Below are 17867 nucleotides of genomic sequence, written 5' to 3'. Positions count from 1 at the left end.
AAATGATAAACACGCTTATAAATGTATACCTTCCTCATTTTTTTGATTGGCTTATAGAAACGTCACTTATGGCTAGCATATTAGTCGGATTTATTTTATGTATAAAAGTTCTATTTAGAAATAAATTAACCCCCCGGTGGCAATATATGCTGTGGATCGTATTAATGATAAGACTCCTTTTACCGTGGTCGCCAGATAGCTCTTATAGCATTTACTCATTACTTTCTTATAGTTCTAGCGTATCGGAAGTTATTCCAAAAAATATGCCGGCTACTGAGAATATAGTGAACATAGAAAGCGACCGAAAAGTGGAATTGGAATCAAATTCTAAAATGGTGACAAAAACTAGCGAACCGGAAGTAAAAGTCAGTTCGGAAAAACAGACTACATTTTCTTTATATAAACTTGCTTTGTATGTGTGGCTAGCTGGGGTAATCATATTAGCAGCCATCACGTTTCTTACAAATAGACGTTTATATTCTTACATAAAGAAACAACCGGATATTACGGACGAACAGGTCACTACAGTGTTTAATCGCTGTAAGCAGTCTATGAAAATGAAGAAGGCAGTTTCATTACATCTTGCAGGAAAGATTGCAAGTCCAACGGTTTTTAGTTTCTTTCGCCCGAAAGTATTACTATCAAAAAAACATATGAAAGTATTAAATGAACAACAATTACAATATGTCTTTTACCATGAGTTAGCTCATATTAAGAGAAACGATGTAGCTGTAAATTGGATTATGTACAGTTTAATCCTATTAAATTGGTTCAATCCAATTCTTTGGTACGCCTATTTTTGTATGCGAGAAGATCAAGAATTAGCCTGTGATGCATATGCACTTACTTTTATAGATAAAGAGGAACAAATTGCATACGGTCATACAATTATTACCCTTTTAGAACACTATTCCTATCAAGTACCAAGCCTAGCAAATTTAAGTAGAAATAAACGAACACTAAAAAGGAGAATCATTATGATTAAAAAATTCCAAAAGAAATCGTATCGTCTTTCTTTACTTGGAGTGATTGTCATAGTTGCTATAGCATCTCTTTCTTTATTCAACGCACGTGCAACGGAAGGGAAAGAAAAACAAAAGGATAAAGTAGAGCAGTCAAAGGATGCTTTCCAAAATGCTGTAGATATGCTGTTTGGTACAGAAGAAAATGCAAAAAAAGAATATAGGTATTCAGCAAGAGTGTATGAAAATAAGACAGATTATTTATATTTAGCTGAAAAGGCTTTAACAACAGATGAGTTCCAACAGTACATAAAGTTGTATAAAGAAATTATTAATATACAGAAAAAAGGTGCTCCGAGAGATTCTGACTACGAGTCAATATTTTTTAGGGAAGAACGTTTAACAGAAGCTGATCGTGAAAAATTATATGCACTTTATGATCAATCAAAACCGTTTAATGACAAAGTGGAAGAATCTTTAAATTACACGGTAAAGGAAGCGCAGGAACATGTAGATTTTCAAATTAAGAAGCCAACTTACACAATTGAAGGCTACGATCTAAAGGATGAAAAGGTAAGTTGTTTTATTAAGAGAAGACCCGAGTTAATTATAGAATTAGAGTATACAAACGGAAAAGGAAACTATACAACTTATCAATCACAAGTATTTGGAGAAAGTAAAGATCCGTTCCATGCTTTATTTGTTGTAGAAGAAAATATTGAACAGTACGAATTAGAAGGTAATCAAATATTCTACGCTACTCATCACTCGGATAGTAATTTACAAGGTATGAAGATGATTGTTCCAGCAAAAGGGAAAAATAGTGCATACCAAATCGTTATTATTAATCATAGTTTAGAGAACCCAGGAGAAGCAGTATTCGATAAGAATGTAAATAAAGAAGAATTAGAGAAAATTATGCTTTCTATGTTGAAATAGCAAAAAGGTGTTCTTAAGATGTATATCTCTAGAACATCTTTTCCTTTTCTCTTTTCTTCTGATAAACTATGGAAAGTATGATATACACTGACTGAAATTTTTTTATACTGGAAATAATAAAAAGAGAACTTGTATAGAATGTAAGCGTGTGGTAATATCAAAGATGTACTGATTGACTATATTATCCAATTGGTCATTTTTGGAGGTGATGATGTGGCAATAGATCGAAAACGTTCTATTATTGAGGCTGCAACAAAGTCTTTTTCAGCGTTCGGCTATAAAGCAACAACGATGGATCAAGTAGCGAAGTTAGCGAATGTAGGGAAAGGAACGATTTATACTTTTTTCAAAAATAAAGAAGAGTTATTTGGTGAAATTATTTCTAATTTAATTACAGAAATGAAGCAAGTTGCAGAAAGTGCAATTCGTTCAGATGTTTCATTTTTTGAAAATGTACATAGAGCATTATATAGCATCTTGGAATTTAGAAAAGAACATCAGCTCATGATTAAATTAATTCAAGAAGAGCGCGATATGGGAACGAAAGAAGTACAAGAAGTGATGCAACAAGTTGATGTGGAAATCGTTTCTGTTATTCAATCGTATTTAAAGATTGCGATTGAAAAAGGTGAAATTAGCAAATGTGATCCAGAAATTACAGCATTTATTATGCTTCGTCTATATGTATCGCTTATTTTTGATTGGGAAAAAAATCACGAACCGCTAGAAAAAGAAAAAATTGCAGAGTTATTTGAACTTTATTTACTAAAAGGATTGTCAAACTAAGATAATCCTTTTAATTTTATAAAAAATGACCAAATGAACAATACGGTCATATATTTAAGTTAAGGGGGGATATAGAAAAATTATAATCATAATAAGAAAAAGTTGCATAGTAATAAATTCGGGGATAAGGCATATGTATGAACAAGTATAGCCTTTTTGTTTGGGTAAAAATGACTATATGAACATTTTGGTCATTTTATAAAAGGGGGAGAAATTATGAAAGGGAATCAGTTACTTCGGAAAGAGTTCACGGAAATTATAAAAAGTAAAAAAATATTAATTCCAATTATTGCGGTCTTATTCGTACCGATTTTATATGCAGGGATGTTTTTGTGGGCCTTTTGGGATCCGTATAAACAGTTAGATGACTTACCAGTTGCAGTAGTCAATTTAGATAAAGGCGCAGTATTTGATGGGAAATCAATTGAGGTCGGAAAAGGGCTCGTTGATAATTTAAAAGATAATAAAAGTTTTAAATGGGAGTTCGTAAGTGAAAAAGAAGCGAAGAAAGGAATGGAAGGTAGAAAGTATTACATGTTAGTGCGCATTCCAGATGACTTCTCAAGTAACGCTACAACGTTACTAAAAGACAATCCAAAGCCATTAAACTTAGAGTACATTCCAAACGAAAGCTTAAACTTCTTATCTTCACAAATTGGAGGAACAGCCATTGAAAAGATTAAAACTGAAGTATCAAGCACGTTAACGAAAACATATGCAGAGAAAATGTTTGATTCCATTCAAGACGTCTCAAAAGGATTAGCAGATGGGGCGGAAGGAGCAAATAAACTACACGACGGATCAAGTGAGCTGCATGATGGTTCAAGTAAAGTGACGGATGGCCTTCATACACTTCAAGGGAAATCTGGGGAGATGAAGGATGGAGTTCAGGAATTAGCAGATGGATCTAATAAATTAGTAGATGGATCAGGCAAAGTAACAAACGGTTTAAATGTGCTAAATAGTAAAACAGGTGAAATGCAGGTAGGTATCGGAAAATTAGTAGATGGGTCAGGCAAAGTAACAAATGGTTTAAATACGTTAAATAGTAAAACAAGTGAGATGCAAGCAGGTATCGGAAAATTAGTAGATGGATCAGGAAAAGTAACAGACGGTTTAAATACGTTAAATAGCAAAACGGGTGAAATGCAAAAAGGAATTGGTGAATTGCATGATGGATCTGAGAAACTGACTGGTGGCTTGAACAAACTAGTAAGTAAATCCGGCGAATTACAAACAGGAACAACTGATCTATCAAATGGTATGGAACAACTGGTTGGGGGACAAAACCAATTAGAGGTAGCTTCTCAAAAAATTGAAAAGGGTTTGCAAGATTTAAATAGTAAAGTGAAAAGTTCTGCTGCAGGTTTAGAGGAAATACAGTCGAAAGGCCCTTCTATATTGAATACAGTAAATGAGAAAATAGATGGAGCTGGGGCGAATGTAAATCAGTTAAATGAACTTACACAATCAACGGCAGGAGATGCCAAAAATGCAGAACAAGAGGTAGTGAATTTACAAAAGCAAATTGAAAGTTTACCGAAAGAATATCAAGAACAGTTACAACCATTCATAACAAGTGCTGTAAAAAGTACAGCGACAGTTCAGCAAAAAGCTGCCGGAGTAGCAGGTGGAACAAATAAATTAAATGAAGAAGTAAAACAATTAAAAGGTGAAATAAATCAAAAAACAAGTGATGCACAAAACAAACTACCGAATACAGCGAAATTGGACTCTTTAACAGAGGGTATTGAGAAATTAGCCAGTGCACAAAAAGGATTTGTTGAAAATTTCCAAGGGTTTGGTAAGAATTTAAATGTGGCAAAAGAAGGCGCAAATAAATTTAAAAATGAATCCGGTCAATTAATTGATGCGATAAATCAATTAGCAGATGGCTCGGGTAAAGTAACAGGCGGTTTAGGTGCATTATCTGCAGGAGCAAATCAAATGGCAGGTGGTGTACATCAATTAGCAGATGGCTCAAGTCAAGTAACAGGCGGCCTAGGTCAATTATCTGCAGGAGCAAACCAAATGGCAGGTGGAGTAAATCAATTAGCAGATGGCTCGAGTAAAGTAACAGGCGGTTTAGGTACATTATCTGTAGGAGCAAATCAAATGGCAGGTGGAGTAAATCAATTAGCAGACGGATCTGGTCAAGTAACAACGGGCTTAGGTACTCTAAATGGTGGCCTAAATCAAATGTCAAATGGCTCAACCCAGCTAATCGACGGCGTAAATAAACTAGCAGATGGCTCAGGAAAAGTAACAGATGGTCTCGTAAAAGTAAACGACGGTTCAGGTGAACTTGCAGAGAAACTTGGCGAAGGGGCAGAGAAAACTGGGGAAGTAAAAGGAACGGATAAAACGTATGATATGTTTGCAAGTCCTGTAAAAGTGAAGACAGAGAAAATGGCGGAAGTTCCTAACTACGGAACTGGATTTACGCCGTATTTCTTATCACTCGGTTTATTCGTTGGGGCATTATTATTATCAATCGTATACCCATTACGCGATACAGTCGGCGTTCCAAAATCAGGGTTTAGTTGGTTTATTAGTAAGTTCGGCGTATTACTATCAGTCGGTATTATTCAAGCTGTAGTAGCAGATGTCATATTACTGTTCGGATTAGGTGTAGAAGTACAAAGTATTCCGTATTTCATACTCTTTAGCATCGTTACAAGCTTAGCGTTTATCGCATTAATTCAATGTTTAGTAACAGCATTTGGTGATGCAGGACGTTTCATCGCCATCATCACATTAATTATGCAGCTTACAACGAGTGCCGGAACATTCCCGTTAGAGTTGATTCCGAAGTTTTTACAACCATTCAATGCTTGGTTACCGATGACATACTCTGTATCAGGATTGAAAGCAGTCGTATCGAGTGGAGACTTTGACTTCATGTGGCAAAACATAGGAATGCTCATGATCTTTATCGTTGTATTATCACTTGGAACAATCGCTTCCTTAACTTTGATGCACAAACGACAATTTAAAAATGTTGCTGAAAATCAATCGGTTGAAGCGTAGATAAAAGCACCTTTTTGGTGCTTTTTTATTTTAATAGAGGGCATCTTTTCCTTAGTTCATCTATAAATCTTTCTAAAAGCTATAGAAACGAAAGAAAAGGAATTACAACAATTTACAGAGAAACATAGGGTAGAGGAGTTGATATGATGAAAGGCAATCTTACTTATTATTTTATCGTAAATCCGCTAATAATCTTTCTTGTTTATGCCCTTTCACCTATATTGTTTGATAAAGAAGTATATACAAGTGTGAAAGATGCATTTGGAATACTCACGTTCTATTATGTGTTAATGGGTGGATATTACTTTATTGATATTTTAAGTGAAAAGATAAAGAAAAAAAGTGATGGAGGATAAAAAATGACTGAAAGTGAAATGAAATTCCGTGATACGACCATTCGTAACTTTTTCGATAAAGAGGATCGTTTAAAATCGATTCCAGGTCAAAAGAAGAAGAAACTAGTATTGTTAGAGCATTTAATTAGCAAGTTAGATGCTGGAAATCAATATACAGAAAAAGAAATTAATACATTTATAAAACAATATCATGATGATTTTTGTACAATTAGACGTGAATTTATTGTACATAGGTTTATGGATAGAGAGGATAATATGTACCGTATAAACGGGAGAGAAGTTTGGACGAAGTGGGAGGAGTTAAAATAATGAATCAGCGAGGGGATCCCCGCTGATTATAAGCCTGTGCTAGTCTTGCTGTTTCTTTGTAGTAAGTCTATGAACGCTTCAACATTCGAACTTGTAATGTATCCAAGCGTTATATATTCATCTTCATAGTAAAATATTATTTTTTTGTCAAAGATTCTTCTCTTCGTTTCTATGGATAGAATTTTTTCATAATCAAATTCGGCAATAAATGTATTTTTATATTGGCTAAAAAAGAGAAGTCTTTTATTAGTAGCAAGTAACATGCCAGGATACGGGACTTTATGCGTAATCATATAGCCAGTAAGTGAACATTTTAAAGTAGATAAAATCTTTTCTTCTTTATGTAATAGTTGTTTTGCAGCTGTTAAGATTGGATTCATTGCATACATTCCTTTTATTTTGATGTATGAATATTGTATCAAGAGTAAAAAGATTCTCAATATGCAATATTGCATATTGGACGTTTTATAGTTTTAATATTATTTTTAAAAAGAAAAAGTACGAGGTGATTCAATGATACGATTAGCAAAAGAGGCTGATGCAGAAGCAATAATGAACATTAGAAAAGAAATTATATTATCGGAAAATACTACAAAGTTTTTCATAGTATCTCCAAAGAAATTACCGAATGATATTGATGCAGAAAGAGAAAAGATACGGAAAAGTAATGAGAAAGGTAATCTTTATATTGTGTATGAAGTAGATTATAAGGTGGTAGGCTTTTTACTTTTCAACCGATATGAACTAGAACGGTTACAACACGCAGGCACAATGGGAATGGGGATTAAAGAGGCGTATTGTAATCAAGGCATCGGCACGAAATTAATTGAATTTCTTATTAGTTGGGCTAAAGGGCAGAAAGGTTTAGAGAAAATTTGCTTAGGTGTAGTTTCTGTTAATGATCGGGCAATTAAAGTGTACAAACGTATGGGTTTTGTAGAAGAAGGAAGCCAACGAAAGCAAATTAAATATGAAGATGGATCATATGGAGATGATGTATTGATGGGCTTTTATATTGAATAAAGAATATATGGTATTAAGAAAAGGAATGTACATAACGTAAATTTCTAAAAGCAGTATATTGCCCTGCATTAACAGACTTTTACCTATGTATAATATTAATATAGTAAAATCATAACAACCGATATTGCAGTTTCCAATAATATACTATATAATCAATTTAAGAAAACGTTTTCATGCAAAGGGGGAGAATTTCGTGTCGACTATAGAGGACGTGGCGAAATTAGCAGGGTTATCAAGGACAACGGTTTCTAGGGTGATTAATAATCATCCATATGTTTCAGATGAGAAGAAAAAAAGGGTTCAATTAGCAATGAAGCATTTAGGCTTCGTTCCTAATTCTGCGGCGAGAAGGCTTCGTAAACAAAAAACGGAAACAATTGCGGTGCTAGTTCCAAGGATTACAAATCCTTTCTTCAGTAGATTTATTGAAGCAATCGAGATTGCTGCTTCTGAACATAAATATAAACTGATTATTTGTCAAACAAGATATTTACCGGAAAAAGAGATGGAGTATTTACAATTATTATCTACGAAACAAGTAGATGGGATTATTCTATGTTCACTAGAAAATCCGTGGGAAGATGTAGAGCCATACTTACAGCACGGTCCAATCGTGTTGTGTAATGAATATATTGAGGAAGCAAATATTCCAACAGTGAAGTTTGATCATGCGCAAGGAGCATACATAGCTGCGAAGCATGTGTTAGATCAAGGATATCGTAATCTTATTTTTTGCCGTGGTAACGAAACCAAAGTCGTTAGCCAGCAGCGAAAAATGGGCTTTTTACGTGCAATAACTGAGAAGAGCCGCCAAGTAGAAGCGATTGACTTTCTTGAAAACGCTTTCTCTTGGGAAGATGGAAAACGAATATTCCATGAAGTATTAAAGGACAAAAAAAATCCTACCGCGATTTTGGCAGGAGGCGATGAGGTAGCAGCTGGAATTATCTCAGAGGCGAAACGCCATAACTGGAGCATTCCAGATGATCTTGCTGTTATCGGTTTTGATAATCAAATATTATCGCAGATTACAGAACCAGGTATTACGACAATTGAACAGCCAATTGATGAAATGGCCCGAAAAGTTGTCGACCTAATGATGGATAAAATCCATACGAAAAATTATCGAAAAAAAGAATTGTATGAGTTTGAACTGGAGCTCTTGGTGAAAGGTTCAACGATGAAGGATAAGATGTTATTAGCCTAGTAGACTATGTCTGCTAGGTTTTTTTATGTTCACAAACTACTATTCTTCGTGAACGCAATCGTCACATTTGTTATGGTATGCTTCGTGCTGCTCATCAATTTCTTTCCCGCAGTGTGCACAAGTTTTCGTCGGTAAATTTCTGAAAAACTCCATTGGTTGATCGATCATGTCAATCCCTCCATTTCTATTTCTTACTATCATTGTATTAGTACAAAAAATAAAAGTCAACAACTGTTTTATAACAAAACTGAAAATTAATGAAAAAGTTTAGGAAATGGATTATAGTTAACAATGTAGGATGTAAGTAAAACATGCATTTCTACTCGGTTTTAGAAAGGATGGATACATATGAAAATGACTGTTGTCGGCTTTTGGGGCGGCTTTCCAGAAGCGGGAGAAGCAACGTCGGGGTATTTGTTTGAACACGATGGTTTTCGTTTACTTGTGGACTGTGGTAGTGGTGTACTAGCACAGATTCAAAAATATATAACACCATCTCATATAGATGCAGTTGTACTGTCACACTATCATCATGATCATGTTGCGGATATCGGGGTATTGCAATATGCGAGATTAATTATGAGCGGGGCGAAGGGGCAACTACCGGAATTACCAATATACGGCCATACCTTTGACGAGAATGGATTCCATTCTTTAACGCATGAACCACATACGAAAGGAATCGCGTACAATCCAGAAGAAACACTTCAAGTTGGACCGTTCTCGATTTCATTCTTAAAAACTGTCCATCCTGTAACATGCTTTGCGATGCGTATTACAGCTGGAGATGATGCTGTAGTATACAGCGCTGATTCAAGTTATATTCCTGAATTCATTCCATTCACGAAAGATGCTGATCTTTTCATTTGTGAGTGTAATATGTATGCACATCAAGAGGCTGCAAAAGCAGGGCATATGAATAGTACAGAAGTAGCAAGTATTGCGAAAGATGCAAATGTAAAAGAACTTTTATTAACGCACTTACCGCATACAGGCAACCCAGCTGATTTAGTAACAGAAGCAAAACAAATTTTCAGTGGCCATATTACGCTAGCGCATAGTGGCTACGTATGGAACTCATGAGGTGATACGATGTTATTTATTGATAATAAAGGAATTACAGATCCTAGAATAAACTTAGCGATTGAAGAGTATTGTGTGAAAAATTTAGATATTAACGAAACATATTTACTGTTCTACATTAACGAACCTTCGATTATCATTGGTAAAAACCAAAACACAGTAGAAGAAATTAATGCAGATTACGTAAAAGAAAAAGGTATTCATGTCGTTCGCCGTCTATCAGGCGGAGGTGCAGTATATCATGATTTAGGAAACTTAAACTTCAGCTTTATTACGAAAGATGATGGAGACAGTTTCAGCAACTTCAAAAAATTCACAGAGCCTGTAACGAAAGCGCTTAGTAAATTAGGCGTAAATGCAGAACTAAGTGGTCGTAACGACATTTTAGCTGAAGGTAGAAAAATTTCGGGTAATGCGCAGTTCTCAACGAAAGGTCGTATGTTCAGTCACGGTACGTTACTATTTGACTCTGAAATCGATCACGTCGTATCAGCGTTAAAAGTAAAAATGGATAAGATTCAATCAAAAGGAATAAAGTCAATCCGTAGCCGCGTTGCGAACATTACAGAGTTCCTAAACGAAGAAATGACGACAGAGGAGTTTAGACAACTTCTTCTAGAAACAATTTTCGAAGGAGAAACAGAAATTCCAACGTATGAATTAACAGAAAATGATTGGAAAGAGATCCACAAACTTTCTGAAGAACGTTACCAAAATTGGGATTGGAACTACGGAAAATCACCGAAGTTCAACTTACAACATTCACACCGCTTCCCAGTTGGACAAGTTGATGTTCGTCTTGAAGTGAAAAAAGGAACAGTAACAGAATGTAAAATTTACGGCGACTTCTTCGGTTCACTAGATGTTCATGATATCGAAGAGCGTCTAACAGGCGTTCAGTTCGATAAAGATGCATTCACTGCAGCTTTAGAAGGCGTAGATATCGCACGCTACTTCGGTAACATTACAACAGAAGATTTCTTACATTTATTCTTCTAAAAATGAGGGAGGCTTCCATAACGGGCAGCCTCTTTCTTTTTGCGTAGATTGTCAGGTTTTGTCGGTAAGTCGATATAACTGAAAAATCGCCGATATAAATTGAGTTGCGCTGATATATTTGGAGAATCGCCGATATAAACCGAGTTGCGCTGATATATTTGGAAAATCGCCGATATAAATCGAGCTGCGCTGATATAACTGAAAAATCGCTCGTATAATTTCATTTACCGCAAAACATAAAATCACAGGAAATCTGCCTCTTATAAAGGAATATATATATTCAAAAGGAGGCGAATCGAAATGAAAAGGGTGATGTACGTTGTATTATTACTCAGCTTCGTCATCGGAATGACAGCGTGTAACAGTGGATTGCCCTCAAGTCGTACAATTTTGTCTATCGGAAAGCCAGCGAAAGATAATGTTATATATTTTACGCATACAGATAACAAACGAAAGATACATGATATACAAGACATGTTTCAAAATAAGAAGTGGAAAAGAAATGAAACATTCAGCACTGTTAATAAAACACCAGATGTCGTCTTTTCAATAGATGAAGACAATACAGGGTTACCGACATTATATGTTACGGTGTATTTTCATGAAGATGGAGCGGACGCTCTTAACTTGCAAGGGGAGCATACGACGTTACATAAAGAGGAACTTGATAAACTTAGAGAAAAGATGAGTGCATATTATCCTAAAATGATTTTTGGTCTAGTGTTATAAATTACTTGTAAATAAAATCCCCTTATTTTTCCAAAGTAAACTAAGAGAAGGTGATCTGTCTATATGCAGTTAATAGAATATCACTTGCCACTTTAATTTTCTTTTAATATAATTAATTTAGAATTTTTAAATATTCTAAATTTTATAAAGGTGGGGTTTTTGTGAATCTCGTTCAATCTTTGGCTGAAACGGCAAAAAAGAAGGGGGAAAAACCGGCTTATATATTTATGGATCAGTCGGTCTCATATGACCAATTAAACAAAATGGTCACAAGGTTTTCTAGCAATTTAGCAGAAATGGGCATTGGAAAAGGGGACAATGTCGCATTAGTTGTTGGGAACTCACCACATTATTTGGTCGGTTTATACGGAACAATGAAAGCCGGAGCAACTGTTATTCCAGTTAATCCAATTTATACAGCAGACGAAATGCATTATATTTTACAAAATGGAGATGTAAAAACAATCATCGTACTCGACGTCCTTCTACCTGTTATACAATCTCTTACAACAAGACTTCCTTCATTAGAAAACATCATCATATGCGAAACCTCATCAGATTTTAACCATACAGAAACCGAAAAAATGAAAACGTTTACTAGTTTTGTGGGGACTGGAGATACAACTTACGAAGGTCCTGAACTAGATGAAGAAGATGTAGCGGTTATTCTATACACATCGGGCACAACTGGAAAACCGAAAGGCGCTATGTTAACACATAAAAATTTATATAGTAATGCGAACGATGTGGCGTCGTATTTACAATATACGGCTGATGACCGCGTTGTTGCGGCACTGCCTATGTTCCATGTATTCTGTTTAACAGTTGCGGTAAATGCACCGATTGTGAACGGGGCAACGATTTTAATGTTACCGAAATTTAGTCCGAAAGAAGTATTCCGTATTTGTCGCACGTACGAACCAACGATCTTTGCTGGCGTACCGACGATGTACAATTATTTATATTTATTTGAAGAAGCAAGCGCAGAAGATGTGAAGACGCTTCGCCTTTGTATTTCCGGTGGTGCATCGATGCCTGTTGCTCTTCTGCAAAACTTTGAAAAACGTTTTAACGTTATTGTTTCAGAAGGATACGGTTTATCAGAAGCATCACCAGTTACTTGTTTCAATCCGCTAGATCGTCCTCGGAAACCAGGATCAATTGGCACAAATATTTGGCATGTAGAAAATAAAATTGTAAATGAACTTGGGGAAGAAGTACCTGTCGGCGCAGTCGGTGAATTAATTGTTCGCGGACCTAACGTTATGAAAGGATACTATAATGCACCAGAAGATACAGCTGCGACATTGAAAGACGGCTGGCTATATACAGGTGACTTGGCGAAAATGGATGAAGAAGGTTACTTCTATATCGTGGATCGTAAAAAAGATATCGTCTTAGTTGGCGGTTATAACGTATACCCTCGTGAAGTAGAAGAAGTATTATATACGCACGAATCAGTAGCGGAAGTTGTCGTAATCGGTGTTCCTGATGAAAACTTAGGAGAAGCTGTGCGAGCGTACGTCGTTTTGAAGCAAGCAAACGTAACAGAAGAAGAACTAATGCATTACTGTACGTTACATTTAGCGAAATATAAAGTGCCGAAAAGCATTGAGTTTTTAATAGAATTGCCGAAGAATACGACGGGTAAGTTGTTAAGAAGAGCATTGAGAGAGAAAGCGATGCAAGTGTAAAAATGAGGCAACCATCTTTGGAGGTGGTTGCCTCATTTTTTTTGTATTGATTAAGCGGTGGTGCCATATATTTAAACCTGTATATGACCAACAAGGAGGGGACATACGTAGATCAGAAGAAATTAACGCTTACGTCGGGTGCAATATCTTATTTGTGAAATTATGGATGAACTCTGAAAGTGATAAGAACGGTAATTTTAATCAAAATGGAGTAGTGGACTGTGAATCAATGGCTACGGTGTTAGTAAATGCATATAAATTAGAATGGAATGAAAATAGTAAGTTACCAAAAGAATTTGCTGATTTGAAAAATCATTGGGCTCAACGTATGCCAATATTTTAGTTTAATAAGAAAATTCAAATTCCAAGTTGACACATGTGAATTACAGAATTAAAATGAAAAGAAATCGAATAGAATACATTAGAAGCTAATCAGATAAACTGAAGGCGCACAATGTTCACATTTGTGAATATATTGTGTGCCTTTTTCTATTGTATAAACTAAGGGGGCTTAACGATGAAAAAGTGGGGTAAGACAGCGTTTATGAAAAGTACAGGTGTTTTATTATCAGCAGTTGTACTTTTATCAGGGTGTGGTTCGGCAACATCCACTAGTAATTCTGAAGGAAGTGGAGATAAAAAAACAGTTGAGCTTTTAAATGTTTCTTATGATCCAACGAGGGAGTTATATCAAGATTTCAATAAAGATTTTGCGAAGTATTGGAAAGAGAAGCACGGGCAAACAGTAAATGTAAAACAATCACACGGGGGATCTGGAAGTCAAGCGCGCTCTGTTATTGATGGCTTAGAAGCAGACGTTGTTACACTAGCACTTGCTTATGATATTGATGCGATTAGTAAGAAAAAACAATTAGCAGAAGATTGGCAGAAGCGACTTGCGAATAATTCCACTCCATACACGTCAACAATTGTATTTCTTGTTCGAAAAGGAAACCCGAAAGGTATTAAAGACTGGGATGATTTAACGAAAAAAGGTGTGTCTGTCATTACACCAAACCCAAAAACATCAGGCGGGGCACGTTGGAACTATTTAGCGGCGTGGGGATACGCACTGAAAAAATATAATAATAGTGAAGATAAGGCGAAAGAGTTTGTTAGCCAAATTTATAAAAACGTAGAAGTATTAGATTCAGGAGCGCGCGGAGCAACGACAACATTTGTTGAAAAAGGAATTGGTGACGTATTAATCGCATGGGAAAATGAAGCGTTATTATCCCAAAAAGAGCTTGGAAAAGATAAATTTGAAATTGTAACCCCTTCTATTAGTGTACTTGCAGAACCACCAGTAGCGGTTGTAGATAAAGTCGTTGATAAAAAAGGAACGAAAAAAGTAGCAGAAGGGTATCTTGAATATTTGTACTCAGAAAAAGGACAGGAAATTGCGGCAAAAAACTTTTATCGTCCACGTAATGAAAAAGTAGCAGAAAAATATACATCTCAATTTCCGAAAGTTCAATTATTTACAGTAGATGAACTATTTGGTGGCTGGAAAAAAGCGCAGGAGAAACACTTTAATGACGGCGGCGTATTCGATAAAATTTATCAAAAATAATGCGTACTGCTAAAGGGGGATGAGGTGAAAGAGGATGAGGAAGAAACGTGTTTTACCAGGGTTTGGATTATCGCTTGGATTTACAATGTTGTACATGAGTTTATTCGTACTTATACCACTTTCTATCGTATTTATTCAAACTTCACAGTTAGGTTGGAAGAAGTTCGCTGGGGTTATAACGAACGAGCGTGTGTTGCATTCCTATCAAGTTAGTTTTACAACTTCATTTGCAGCTGCTATTGTAAATGCCATTTTCGGTTTATTAATAGCATGGGTGCTCGTACGCTACAAATTTCCAGGAAAAAGACTATTAGATGGACTCATTGATTTACCGTTTGCACTTCCGACAGCTGTAGCTGGTATTACACTTACAACGCTTTATGCGGAAAATGGATGGATTGGGAAAATATTTAGTCTGTTTCATATAAAAGTAGCTTTTACACCACTCGGAATTATCGTTGCGCTTACTTTTATCGGTTTACCATTTGTCGTTCGAATGGTGCAACCAGTGCTGCAAAATATTGATAAAGAAGTAGAAGAGGCAGCTTCGAGTTTAGGTGCATCCCGCTTACAAATATTTGTGAAAATCATTTTACCAGAAATCTTTCCCGCTCTTCTTGCCGGTTTTTCACTCGCATTTGCAAGAGCATTAGGAGAATACGGATCTGTCGTTTTCATCGCAGGTAATATGCCGATGAAAACAGAAATTGCACCACTGATGATTATGACGAAACTAGAACAATATGATTACGCGGGGGCAACAGCTGTAGCGACCGTGATGCTTATTATTTCCCTCCTTTTCCTTCTTCTTATTAATATGATTCAAAGCTGGAGTAGAAGGCATGAACTAAAAAGTGAATAGGAGGAGAGAAAATGGAACCAACATTATTAGAAAAGAAAATAGTAAAAAGCGTATCAGCTAAAAAAGAATCTAAGCTTGTACCAGACATATTAATTACGATTACAGTTTTATTTTTATCTCTCTTTCTATTACTGCCACTCATAACTATTTTTCTAAAAGCCTTTGAAAGAGGGATGGATGTATACATTGCTGCTATTACAGATCAAGAAGCATTTTCAGCAATTAGGTTAACGCTTCTCGTTACGTTAATCGTTGTACCGCTGAATACGGTATTCGGAATCGCAGCGGCATGGCTTATTACAAAGTTTCAGTTTAAAGGAAAACAAGTATTACTCTCTCTTATTGAACTGCCGTTTGCTGTGTCACCAGTTATCGCAGGATTAGTATTCGTTTTACTTTTCACACCGAGGGGTGCTCTTGGCGAATGGTTACTTGAACATGGAGTGAAAATCATTTTCTCTGTACCAGGTATTATTATCGCAACAATCTTTGTAACCTTCCCGTTCGTTGCACGTGAATTAATTCCGGTTATGCAGGCGCAAGGGAAAAGTGAAGAAGAGGCAGCTTTATCACTTGGCGCAAGTGGCTGGAAAATGTTTTGGCGCGTTACGCTTCCAAATATAAAATGGGGTCTTTTATACGGCATGATTCTATGTAATGCCCGTGCTATCGGTGAGTTTGGAGCCGTTTCTGTCGTATCAGGTCACGTGCGTGGCATTACGAACACGATGCCGCTCCATATTGAAATTTTGTACAATGAATATCAATTTTCAGCAGCATTTGCAGTAGCGACGTTAATGTCATTAATTGCAGTGTTTACACTCGTTATAAAAAACTGGATTGAATGGCGAATGGAAAAACGACAATAAGGGGGATTACGGTGAGTATTCAAATTCAAGGTGTATCAAAGCAATATGGTACATTTCAAGCACTAACAGACATTCATTTGGATATTCCAAAAGGTGAACTTGTTGCCTTATTAGGCCCGTCAGGTTCTGGGAAAACGACGTTATTACGCATTATTGCAGGATTAGAAGAAGCGGATGGAGGCTCTGTTTCATTTGATGGAGAAGATTTAACAGACATTCACGTGAAAAACAGGCAAGTCGGTTTCGTCTTTCAGCACTATGCGCTCTTTAAGCATATGAATGTATTTGAGAATGTCGCTTTCGGTTTAAAAGTAAGAAAGAAAAGCTTAAGACCGTCAGCAGAAGCGATAGAAGAAAAGGTAACAGAATTATTAAAGCTCGTAAAAATGGATGGCTTTGCTAAACGTTATCCAGCGCAATTATCTGGTGGACAACGTCAACGTATTGCACTAGCCCGGGCACTTGCAGTCGAACCGAAAATTTTATTACTCGATGAACCGTTCGGTGCACTTGATGCAAAGGTGAGAAAAGAATTACGCAGATGGCTCCGAAAATTACATGACGAATTTCAAATTACGAGCGTATTCGTAACACATGATCAAGAAGAAGCGTTAGACGTTGCAGACCGCATCGTTGTAATGAATGAGGGTTGCATTGAACAAATGGGAACACCGGAAGAAGTATATGAAAACCCAGCAAGTCCGTTTGTATATGACTTTTTAGGAAATGTAAATTTATTTCACGGCCGCGTTCATAAAGGAAAGCTAAATGTAGGATCGGTCGAACTAGAAGCACCAGAGCATAAGCACGTTTCCAACGTAGACGGAATAGCCTACGTAAGGCCGCATGACTTATCAATCTCTCGTACGAAACAAAGCATAGATGCAATCCCCGCAAAAGTATCTTATTCTCACGCAGTCGGACCTGTCGTATATGTAGAATTAAAACGAGACGAAACAGATGAATATTTAGAAGCAGAAATTACGAAAGAACAGTTCAAACAGCTGAACATTCAAGCGGGTGATTTCGTATACGTACAGCCGAAAGAAGTGAAAGTGTTTATTCCGGAGGACTTTGTAATTTAAGAGTGTTCACTCTTAAATTACAAAATCTATTAATAAGAAAAGGTCTCCTAAAATATCTTTTAGGAGACCTTTTCTTTGTTTATCGTAATAACTTTTTCTCATATGAAATGTAGTAGGAAGTTTGTATATATAATAGCGAAGCGTGTTCAAACAACTATTTGATATGAGTAGTAATGAAGATATTTCTCTTACTTTCTTAAACACAGTTATTACAATTAGAAGACCCACATTTATGCTATTCCAATGAAACTTAATGTATTAGCTTCATTGGAATACTAGAACAAAAGTGAATGTAAAAGTTTAGTTGAATCATGTTCATATTCTGTCGTTAGTAAATAATAATAGATGTAATTATTGTAAT

18 protein-coding genes are annotated in these 17867 nt (G+C 36.1%); 16 read left to right on the top strand and 2 right to left on the bottom strand.

All coding sequences use genetic code 11. The features are described from left to right. Positions 1–2 precede the first annotated feature (2 nt). The 5 genes from AB6801_RS21315 (at position 3) to AB6801_RS21295 (ending at position 6382) form a co-directional block, all read left to right on the top strand. Positions 3–1901: a M56 family metallopeptidase gene (locus tag AB6801_RS21315; RefSeq protein ID WP_097998861.1), complete on the top strand. Its 1899-nt coding sequence runs from the start codon at positions 3–5 to the stop codon at positions 1899–1901. A gap of 213 nt (positions 1902–2114) precedes the next feature. Beyond that, positions 2115–2687: a TetR/AcrR family transcriptional regulator gene (locus AB6801_RS21310; protein ID WP_000963381.1), complete on the top strand. Its 573-nt coding sequence runs from the start codon at positions 2115–2117 to the stop codon at positions 2685–2687. 216 nt (positions 2688–2903) lie between these two features. Further along, positions 2904–5717, top strand: a complete 2814-nt coding sequence (locus AB6801_RS21305) for a YhgE/Pip domain-containing protein (protein ID WP_097998862.1) — start codon at positions 2904–2906, stop codon at positions 5715–5717. Between the two features lie 143 nt (positions 5718–5860). Then, positions 5861–6073 carry a hypothetical protein gene (locus AB6801_RS21300; RefSeq protein ID WP_033667903.1) on the top strand — a complete coding sequence of 71 codons (213 nt, stop codon included), beginning with the start codon at positions 5861–5863 and terminating at the stop codon, positions 6071–6073. Between the two features lie 3 nt (positions 6074–6076). Beyond that, a complete protein-coding gene (locus AB6801_RS21295; RefSeq protein ID WP_000140286.1) occupies positions 6077–6382 on the top strand; it encodes a DUF2087 domain-containing protein in 306 nt (101 codons plus the stop codon). A gap of 26 nt (positions 6383–6408) precedes the next feature. Here AB6801_RS21295 and AB6801_RS21290 read toward each other — a convergent pair whose 3' ends face one another. Beyond that, positions 6409–6762 carry a PH domain-containing protein gene (locus AB6801_RS21290; protein WP_001068217.1) on the bottom strand — a complete coding sequence of 118 codons (354 nt, stop codon included), beginning with the start codon at positions 6760–6762 and terminating at the stop codon, positions 6409–6411. Positions 6763–6895: 133 nt separating this feature from the next. Here AB6801_RS21290 and AB6801_RS21285 point away from each other — a divergent pair, with 133 nt between their 5' ends. Next, on the top strand, positions 6896–7405 hold the full coding sequence (locus tag AB6801_RS21285) for a GNAT family N-acetyltransferase (protein WP_097998863.1): 510 nt from the start codon (positions 6896–6898) through the stop codon (positions 7403–7405). Between the two features lie 193 nt (positions 7406–7598). After that, a complete protein-coding gene (locus AB6801_RS21280) occupies positions 7599–8612 on the top strand; it encodes a LacI family DNA-binding transcriptional regulator (protein WP_000103715.1) in 1014 nt (337 codons plus the stop codon). A gap of 39 nt (positions 8613–8651) precedes the next feature. Here the strand turns inward: AB6801_RS21280 and yhfH are convergent, their stop codons facing one another. Further along, positions 8652–8780: a protein YhfH gene (gene yhfH, locus AB6801_RS21275; protein ID WP_000567010.1), complete on the bottom strand. Its 129-nt coding sequence runs from the start codon at positions 8778–8780 to the stop codon at positions 8652–8654. Positions 8781–8960: 180 nt separating this feature from the next. Here yhfH and AB6801_RS21270 point away from each other — a divergent pair, with 180 nt between their 5' ends. From AB6801_RS21270 to AB6801_RS21230, 9 genes are all read left to right on the top strand, one after another. Then, the gene (locus tag AB6801_RS21270) at positions 8961–9695 is read left to right on the top strand and encodes an MBL fold metallo-hydrolase (RefSeq protein ID WP_097998864.1); all 735 of its coding nucleotides are present in this window, start codon (positions 8961–8963) and stop codon (positions 9693–9695) included. 9 nt (positions 9696–9704) lie between these two features. Continuing rightward, positions 9705–10694: a lipoate--protein ligase gene (lplA, locus tag AB6801_RS21265; RefSeq protein WP_000897285.1), complete on the top strand. Its 990-nt coding sequence runs from the start codon at positions 9705–9707 to the stop codon at positions 10692–10694. 300 nt (positions 10695–10994) lie between these two features. Next, entirely contained in the window at positions 10995–11423 is a 429-nt protein-coding gene (locus AB6801_RS21260; RefSeq protein ID WP_097998865.1) for a hypothetical protein, read from the top strand. A gap of 161 nt (positions 11424–11584) precedes the next feature. After that, complete coding sequence (locus AB6801_RS21255; protein ID WP_001055203.1) at positions 11585–13117, top strand: fatty acid--CoA ligase family protein; 1533 nt, start codon at positions 11585–11587, stop codon at positions 13115–13117. Positions 13118–13283: 166 nt separating this feature from the next. Further along, on the top strand, positions 13284–13460 hold the full coding sequence (locus AB6801_RS21250; protein WP_001999272.1) for a hypothetical protein: 177 nt from the start codon (positions 13284–13286) through the stop codon (positions 13458–13460). A gap of 174 nt (positions 13461–13634) precedes the next feature. Further along, entirely contained in the window at positions 13635–14690 is a 1056-nt protein-coding gene (locus tag AB6801_RS21245) for a sulfate ABC transporter substrate-binding protein (protein WP_000758703.1), read from the top strand. Positions 14691–14724: 34 nt separating this feature from the next. Continuing rightward, on the top strand, positions 14725–15552 hold the full coding sequence (gene cysT / locus AB6801_RS21240) for a sulfate ABC transporter permease subunit CysT (RefSeq protein WP_001227879.1): 828 nt from the start codon (positions 14725–14727) through the stop codon (positions 15550–15552). 11 nt (positions 15553–15563) lie between these two features. Further along, complete coding sequence (cysW, locus tag AB6801_RS21235) at positions 15564–16421, top strand: sulfate ABC transporter permease subunit CysW (RefSeq protein ID WP_097998867.1); 858 nt, start codon at positions 15564–15566, stop codon at positions 16419–16421. A gap of 11 nt (positions 16422–16432) precedes the next feature. Beyond that, positions 16433–17506, top strand: a complete 1074-nt coding sequence (locus tag AB6801_RS21230) for a sulfate/molybdate ABC transporter ATP-binding protein (protein WP_048565023.1) — start codon at positions 16433–16435, stop codon at positions 17504–17506. Positions 17507–17867: the final 361 nt, after the last annotated feature.

Origin of the sequence: Bacillus sp. RCC_6_1 (assembly GCF_041360755.1) — a bacterium.
In the GTDB taxonomy this organism is placed as follows: Bacteria; Bacillota; Bacilli; order Bacillales; family Bacillaceae_G; genus Bacillus_A; species Bacillus_A cereus.
Note: the sequence above shows the minus strand (reverse complement) of the source record. Positions and strands in the feature narration are given on the sequence as shown.